Consider the following 7,186-nt stretch of genomic DNA (forward strand, 5'->3'; position numbering starts at 1 on the left):
TCTCTCTCCGCGAGCGCCCGCGCGGTGGTAAGGACCGCAAGGCCAAGACACCCTTCTACGTGCTGTTTAATTGCCACGCGTTCGCAACAGCGCACGCCCGCAACTGCGCCTGAGTCCCGACAGAGGGGTGTGGAGACCATGACCGCCCGATCCATACGCTCCACGGCCGCCGCCGTGCTGGCCGGAGCCCTGGCCCTGACGGCGGCCGCCTGCTCCAGCCCCGGCTCCGGGCCGGGCGGCCCGCAGGGCGCCGCCAAGGACAGCGCGGTCGTCGGCATCGCGTACGAGCCCGACTCGCTCAGCCCGCTGCTGGGCTACGGCAAGGACGGCAACTCCAAGATCTTCGACGGTCTGCTCGCCTTCGACGGCGACATGAAGCTGAAGCCCGCACTGGCGGCGGCGCTGCCCGAGGTGAGCGCGGACGGCCTCACGTACACCTACCGGCTCCGCGAGGGCGTCACCTTCAGCGACGGCAAGCCGTTCACCGCGAAGGACGTCGTCTTCACCTACCGGACCATCCTGGACCCGAAGACCAACAGCGCCTCCAAGGGCGACCTGGACGCCCTCGAGGACGTGAAGGCGACCGGCGACGACACCGTCGTCTTCACCCTGAAGTACCCCTACGCCGCCTTCGCCGAGCGCACCGTCCTCGGCATCGCCCCCGAGCACGTGGCCGCGAAGCAGGACGTCAACAGCGGCCCGTTCACCACCAAGCCCGTCGGCACCGGGCCGTACGTGCTGACCGACTGGTCCAAGGGCGAGAAGCTGAGCTTCGCCGCCAACGAGAAGTACTGGGGCGGCGCGCCCGAGGTGAAGAAGTTCACCATGGCGATCATCAAGGACGACGACGTGCGCGCCACCCGGCTGCGCTCCGGCGACCTCGACGGCGCGATCCTGCCGCCCAACCTCGCCCAGGGCTTCAAGGGCGACACCGCCCGCAAGACCTACGAGGCCACCAGCTACGACTACCGCCTGGTGACCCTGCCGACCCACCACAAGGTCACCGGGGACACCGCCGTGCGCCGCGCGCTGGACACCGCCGTGGACCGCAAGACCATGGTCGACAAGATCCTCGAAGGCGCCGGCAAGCCCGCCTACGGCCCGGTCCCCACCGACAGCGAGTGGTTCACCCGGGGCACCGAGCGCCGCCACGACCTGGCCGCCGCGCAGAAGATCCTGGACGCCGCCGGCTGGAAGCCCGGCCCCGACGGCATCCGCACCAAGGACGGCGTCCGCGCCTCCTTCCCGCTGTGGTACCTCTCCGGCGACAAGCTCCGCCAGGACCACGCCCTCGCCTACGCCTCCGACGCCAAGAAGGCCGGCATCGACGTGAGGACCCAGGCCGGCACCTGGGAGGTCATCCAGCCCCGGATGAAGACCGACGCCGTCCTCGCCGGCGGCGGCTCGCCCGGCGACCCCGACTTCGACCAGTACCTGCTGCTGAAGTCCAGCCTGGGCGGCGACGGCTTCAACAACATGGGCTGGTACGACAACCCGGCCGTCGACAAGGCGCTGGACCAGGGCCGTACGACCGACGACCCGGCCAAGCGGAAGGCCGCCTACGACACGATCCAGCGCGAACTGGTGAAGAACCCCGGCTACACCTTCCTCACCCACATCGACCACGTGTACGTCGTGAACGACCGCTGGACGGGGCTGTCCACCCAGGTCGAGCCGCACGACCACGGCCTGGCCTCCGGCCCGTGGTGGAACGTGGAGGACTGGACCCCCAAGGGCGCCAGGAAGTGAGCCGCCGCGTCCCGCTCGGGGCGATGGCCAGGATGGCGGGACGGCGGGCCCTGTTCGCCGTCCCCGTCCTGCTGCTCGTCACCTTCGGCGTCTTCGCCGTCGCCGCCGCCTCCCCGTTCGACCCCGTCAAGGCCTACGCCGGCACCGCCGGGCTCACCGCCACCCAGGACAACCTCGACCAGTTGCGCGCCAACCTCGGCGTCGACCAGCCGCTCCTGCCGCGCTGGTGGCACTGGGTCACCTCCGCGCTCACCGGCGACCTCGGCGACTCCAGCGTGATGCGCCAGCCAGTCGCCGACGTCATCGCCGAACGCCTCGGCTGGTCCACGCTGCTCGCCGCCACCGCCTTCGCCGTCGCCGTCCTGCTCGGCACCGCCCTCGGCGTGCTCGCCGCCCGCCGCCCCGGCGGCTGGCTCGACCGGACCACCACCTCCGCGGCGTACACCCTGGAAGCCGCCCCCGCCTTCTGGCTCGGCCTGCTCGCCATCTGGTTCTTCGCCCTCAAGCTCGGCGCGCTGCCGGCCGGCGGCCTCACCGACACCGCCAGCGACACCGTCACCTTCGACCAGGTCGCCACCCACCTGGTGTTGCCCGCCCTGGTCCTCGGCGTCTCCCAGTTGCCCTGGTTCTTCCTGTACGTGCGCCAGGGCGTCGCCGACGCGCTGGAGGAGGACGCGGTGCGCGGCGCCCGCGCCCGCGGCCTCGCCGAGCGGACCGTGCTCCTCGGCCACGCCCTGCGCTCCGGGATGCTGCCGATGCTCACCCTGGTCGGCTCCCGGGTGCCCGAGCTGATCACCGGCGCCCTGCTGGTGGAAACGGTCTTCAGCTGGCCCGGCATCGCCGCCGCCACCGTGCAGGCCGCCGTCTCCGTCGACTTCCCGCTGCTCGCCGCGCTCACCGTGCTGGCAACCGTCGCGGTGCTGCTGGGCAACCTCCTCTCCGACCTGCTGTACGGACTCGCCGACCCGAGGGTGGGCTTCGATGGCTGACCTGACCCTGACCAAGGACGCGCCCTCCCGGACCTGGCGCTCACACGGACGCACCCGCCGCTCCACCCGCACCGTGCGGGTCGCCGCGTCCGCCGTGATCGCGGCCGCCACCGTGCTCGCCGTGCTGATCGTGCCGCCGGTCGTCCAACTCGACGAGCAGGCCATCGACCTCGCGCTCAAACTCCGGCCGCCCTCCCTCGCCCACCCCTTCGGCACCGACGACGTCGGCCGCGACCTGCTGCTGCGCTGTGTCTACGGGCTGCGCGTCTCGCTCCTGGTCGGCCTGGTCGCCGCCCTGGTCGCCACCGTCATCGGCACCGCCGTCGGCGCGGCCGCCGCGGCCTTCGGCGGCTGGACCGACCGGATCGTGATGCGCCTGGTGGACACCTTCTCCTCGGTGCCGCACCTGCTGCTCGGCATCTTCATCGTGGCGATGTTCCGCCCCGGAGTCTGGCCGGTGATCGTCTCCGTGGCGCTCACCCACTGGCTGTCCACCGCCCGGATCGTCCGCTCCGAGGTGCTGTCGCTGCGCTCCCGCCCCTTCGTGGACGCGGCCGTCTCCGGCGGCGCCTCCCGGTGGCGGGTCACCGCCCGCCATCTGCTGCCCGCCGTGCTGCCGCAGGCCGGCCTCGCCGCCGTGCTGATGGTGCCGCACGCCATGTGGCACGAGTCCGCCCTCTCCTTCCTCGGCCTCGGCCTGCCCACCCACCAGGCCAGTCTCGGCACCCTGGTGCAGACCGCCCGCGGTTCGCTGCTGGCCGGCGACTGGTGGCCCACCCTCTTCCCCGGCCTCTTCCTGATCGTCCCCACCCTCGCCATCGCGGGCCTGGCCGGCGCCTGGCGGGAGCGGATCAACCCGCGCCGCCGATCGGAGCTGATGCTGTGACCCCCGCGACCACCGTCCCGCCCTCCGCGACCCCTGTCCTGAGCGTCCGGGACCTCTCCGTCCGCTTCCGGATGCGCGGCGGCCGGCACATCGCCGCCGTCACCGGCGCGAGCTTCGACCTGGCGGCGGGCCAGTGCCTGGCCCTGGTCGGCGAGAGCGGCTGCGGCAAGTCCGTCCTCGCCTCCGCCCTGCTCGGCCTGCTCCCCGGCAACGCCCAGACCGCCGGCACCGCCCTCCTCCACGGCGAGGCGGCAGCCGACGACGCCGTCGACCTGCTCACCGCCTCCGAACGGACCCTCGCCCGCACCGTACGCGGCCGGCGCATCGGCCTGGTCCCGCAGTCCCCGGCCGCCCACCTCACCCCCGTGCGCACCGTCCGCGGCCAGTTGGCCGAGACCCTGCGGGAGCTGAACCGCACACCCAGGAGCGCCCTGCCCGCCGCCGTACGGGCCGCCGCAGACCGCGCGGCCTTCCCCGCCGAACTGCTCGACCGCTACCCGCACGAGCTGTCCGGCGGCCTCGCCCAGCGCGCCGCCACCGCCCTCGCCCTGGTCGGAGGCGCCCCGCTGCTGCTCGCCGACGAACCCACCACCGGACTGGACCGGGACCTGGTGGACCGCACCGCCGACGAACTGCGCCGGCACGCCGACGACGGGCGTGCGCTGCTGATGATCACGCACGACCTGGCCGCCGCCCAGCGGATCGCCGACCGGGTCGCCGTGATGTACGCCGGCCGGATCGTCGAACTCACCGACGCGGCCGGCTTCTTCGGCACACCCGGCCCCCGCCACCCCTACGCCCGCGGACTGCTCGCCGCCCTGCCCGAACGCGACTTCCGGCCCATCCCCGGGCTGCCGCCGGAACTGGGCGATCTGCCGGGCGGCTGCGCCTTCGCGCCGCGGTGCCCCCGCGCCACCGACCGCTGCGCCTCCGCGCCGGTCCTCGCCGACGGCGTCGCCTGCCACCACGCCGAGGAGCCGGTCCGTGCTTGACCTCCACGCCGTCACCGCCGGCTACGACCGGCGCGCCCCCGTCTTCCGTGACGCCTCCCTCACCCTGGCCCCCGGCGAGTCGGTCGGCCTGCTCGGCCCCAGCGGCTGCGGCAAGTCCACGCTGGCCCGGGTGGCCGCCCTGCTGCACCGCCCCGACAGCGGCCGGCTCACCCTGGACGGCGAGGAGGTACGAGGCTGGCGGCACCGCGCCCCGCGCCGGCTCCGCACCGCCGTCGGCGTCGTCTTCCAGCAGCCCCGGCTCTCCGCCGACCCCCGGCTCACCCTGCACGACCTCATCGCCGAACCGCTGCGCGCCACCGGCCGCCGCACCGAGGCGCCCGACCGGGTCGCCGAACTCGCCGCCGCCGTGGGCCTCACCGGCGACCTGCTCACCCGCCGCCCGCACGAGGTCAGCGATGGACAGCTCCAACGCGCTTGCCTGGCCCGCGCCCTGGTGCTGCGCCCGCGCTGGCTGGTGTGCGACGAGATGACCGCCATGCTCGACGCCTCCACCACCGCCGCCCTGGTCGCCGCCGTCGAGGAGTACCGCACCGCCCACGGCGCCGGCCTCCTCGCCGTCGGGCACGACCGCGTCCTGCTGGAACGCTGGTGCGACCGCACCCTGGAGTGGACCGACTGCGCCAAGCCGGCCGCCTGAACCGGGCGGACCGCGTAAGGCCGGTCGCGTACACCAGGCCGGTCGCGTGCACCAAGCCGGCCGCGCGAGCCGGGCGCGTGTATGAGGCCGGCTGCCCGAGCCGGGCCGGGCGACCGATCGGTCCGATGCCCGACCGGTCCGGAAGCTCGACCGGTCCGGAAGCTCGGGCGGTCCGGGGCCCGGCCGGCCCTGAGCCCGGTCCGTCCGGCCGCTGCCGACCGCGCGTAACGGTCCGCCGTCCGTTCGTACCCGTTCGGCCGACATGCCGTACCCCCGGACGGCGAATGGCCTCCGCCAGACTGGCCGCCGAATGCCGCACACCCCGTGCGACGGGCCGAGGAGGCGACACATGGCCGTATCCATCTCCGTGGTGGTGCTCCTGCTGATCCTGGCGGTGGTCTACCTGCGCAGCGGCGGGCTGAAGCTCAGCCACGCACTGGTCTGCGGACTGCTCGGGTTCTTCCTGGCGGGCACCAGCCTCGCCCCCACCATCTACGACGGCGTCGCCGCCACCGCCGACGTGGTCAGCGGCTTCAAGCCCTGACCGCCGCCCGCGGCAGGGCTCACCCGCCGGCGAACACGCCCACCCCGTTGGGCACCGGCCGCTGCGCACCGCCGCTGGGATGGTTCAGCACCCGTACCGCCGACGCCCCGGCGTCGCGCGCCACCAGCGTCGAGGAACCGCCGCCGTCCAGGTTCACCGCCTCCGACGCCCCCAGGCCGGCCAGCACACCGGCCAGTTCGGCCAGGGTCAGACCGTCCCGGAAGCCCGGGGACCCGTCCAGCGCCAGCAGCCACACCCGGCGGCCCGACTCCCCGATGCCGGCCGCCGTGCGCACCGCCGCCACCGTGCCGTCGAGACCGGGGACGGGCGCACCGCCGCGCAGCACCGGGAAGCCGCCGACCGCGAACCGGAACGGCGCCCCGCCCCCCGCGGCCACCAGTCCGTAGCGCACCCGCACCCGCTCCCCGACGGCCAGCTCCCGCAGCCGGTCGGCGCCCTTCTCGCGTCCCACCAGCACCAGCGTGCCGTCCGGGATCGTCCCGCCGCCCGGTGCGGACGCCGCCGACACCACCCGGCCCGCGCGGACGGTCACCTCGTAGGCGTCCGAGACGCAGGGCGCGTCGCGCCGGGCGTCCGATCCGCACACCGCCCGCGCCCGGGGCGCCGACCCCCAGTCCGAGGTGAACAGCCCCACCGAACCCTCCGCCAGCGCGTACTGGTTCAGCCCGCCCAGCGGCCACGCGCCCGCCGCCGAGGACACCGCGCCGTCCAGCGTCAGCTCCCCGAGCCTCGCCGTCCCGTCGGTGCCCACACCCCACACCTGGCGGGCGTTCGCCCCGGGCGGCAGCGCCGGACCGTAGCGCTGCGCCCGGGGCACGGCCGCCTTCAGCGCCCGCCCGTCCGCCACCGCCGGACCGACCGGGGCGCCCGTGGCCGGGACACCGGGATGCTGGGTCTCCGTCAGATGGAAGAAGTCGCCGTTCACCCCGCCCACCGCGGCCGCGCCGTCGGCCAGCGAGGACAGCGCCGAACGGGCGGCCACCGCACCGGGATACAGCAGCCCCAGCGACACCCCCGCCCGGTCCAGATCGACCGACAGCAGGTGCGCCCTGGCGGTGCCACGCGGCGACGGCAGGTCCTTCCAGCGGTAGGCCACCCCGTCCGCGACCCGGACCCAGGTGGTCGCGGGCCGTGCGGGCGGCGCCCCGGCCAGCCCGGCGACCAGCAGCGCCACGACGGCGAGCAGCAGCGGCAGCGGCCTGGGGGAGCGGCGGTCGGAGGCTACGGTCACGGGGTCCCCCGGTGTCTGCGGGCGGCGGGTCACGCCGGGCACGGCAGGCGGCCCGGCGTTCGGCCAAGTGCTGCCCGGAGCGGGCCGCCCGGAACCGGACGCGGGCAGACCGGCGG

Annotated in this window: 7 protein-coding genes; 6 read left to right on the plus strand and 1 reads right to left on the minus strand. The window is 74.9% G+C overall.

The genetic code is table 11. The features are described from left to right. The first annotated feature begins 138 nt into the window (after positions 1-138). From C6N75_RS12870 to C6N75_RS12895, 6 genes are all read left to right on the plus strand, one after another. Positions 139-1,749 (plus strand): ABC transporter substrate-binding protein, encoded by a 1,611-nt coding sequence (locus tag C6N75_RS12870; RefSeq protein ID WP_105869024.1) that lies wholly within the window; start codon positions 139-141, stop codon positions 1,747-1,749. A 23-nt stretch (positions 1,750-1,772) separates the two neighbouring features. Beyond that, the gene (locus C6N75_RS12875; RefSeq protein ID WP_181160459.1) at positions 1,773-2,738 is read left to right on the plus strand and encodes an ABC transporter permease; all 966 of its coding nucleotides are present in this window, start codon (positions 1,773-1,775) and stop codon (positions 2,736-2,738) included. After that, complete coding sequence (locus C6N75_RS12880) at positions 2,731-3,624, plus strand: ABC transporter permease (protein ID WP_105869018.1); 894 nt, start codon at positions 2,731-2,733, stop codon at positions 3,622-3,624. Before C6N75_RS12875 ends, C6N75_RS12880 begins: the two co-directional genes overlap by 8 nt. Before the next feature lie 71 nt (positions 3,625-3,695). Then, positions 3,696-4,616, plus strand: a complete 921-nt coding sequence (locus C6N75_RS12885; protein ID WP_105869025.1) for an ABC transporter ATP-binding protein — start codon at positions 3,696-3,698, stop codon at positions 4,614-4,616. Beyond that, positions 4,609-5,274, plus strand: coding sequence for an ABC transporter ATP-binding protein (locus C6N75_RS12890; protein WP_105869019.1), 666 nt, complete (start codon positions 4,609-4,611; stop codon positions 5,272-5,274). The genes C6N75_RS12885 and C6N75_RS12890 overlap by 8 nt, the downstream gene beginning before the upstream one ends. A gap of 349 nt (positions 5,275-5,623) precedes the next feature. Then, the gene (locus tag C6N75_RS12895; RefSeq protein WP_105869020.1) at positions 5,624-5,818 is read left to right on the plus strand and encodes a hypothetical protein; all 195 of its coding nucleotides are present in this window, start codon (positions 5,624-5,626) and stop codon (positions 5,816-5,818) included. A gap of 19 nt (positions 5,819-5,837) precedes the next feature. On the opposite strand, the gene C6N75_RS12900 is transcribed toward C6N75_RS12895, so the two are convergent. Then, a complete protein-coding gene (locus tag C6N75_RS12900) occupies positions 5,838-7,070 on the minus strand; it encodes a phosphodiester glycosidase family protein (RefSeq protein ID WP_258177384.1) in 1,233 nt (410 codons plus the stop codon). Positions 7,071-7,186 lie beyond the last annotated feature (116 nt).

The organism is Streptomyces solincola, from assembly GCF_002982015.1.
In the GTDB taxonomy this organism is placed as follows: Bacteria; Actinomycetota; Actinomycetes; order Streptomycetales; family Streptomycetaceae; genus Streptomyces; species Streptomyces solincola.

Excerpts from the sequence above, each read along its gene's own strand:
- C6N75_RS12895 (WP_105869020.1), top strand. The coding sequence starts at position 5,624 with ATGGCCGTATCCATCTCCGTGGTGGTGCTCCTGCTGATCCTGGCGGTG.
- C6N75_RS12870 (WP_105869024.1), top strand. The coding sequence starts at position 139 with ATGACCGCCCGATCCATACGCTCCACGGCCGCCGCCGTGCTGGCCGGA.
- C6N75_RS12885 (WP_105869025.1), top strand. The coding sequence starts at position 3,696 with ATGCGCGGCGGCCGGCACATCGCCGCCGTCACCGGCGCGAGCTTCGAC.
- C6N75_RS12880 (WP_105869018.1), top strand. The coding sequence starts at position 2,731 with ATGGCTGACCTGACCCTGACCAAGGACGCGCCCTCCCGGACCTGGCGC.
- C6N75_RS12875 (WP_181160459.1), top strand. The coding sequence starts at position 1,773 with ATGGCCAGGATGGCGGGACGGCGGGCCCTGTTCGCCGTCCCCGTCCTG.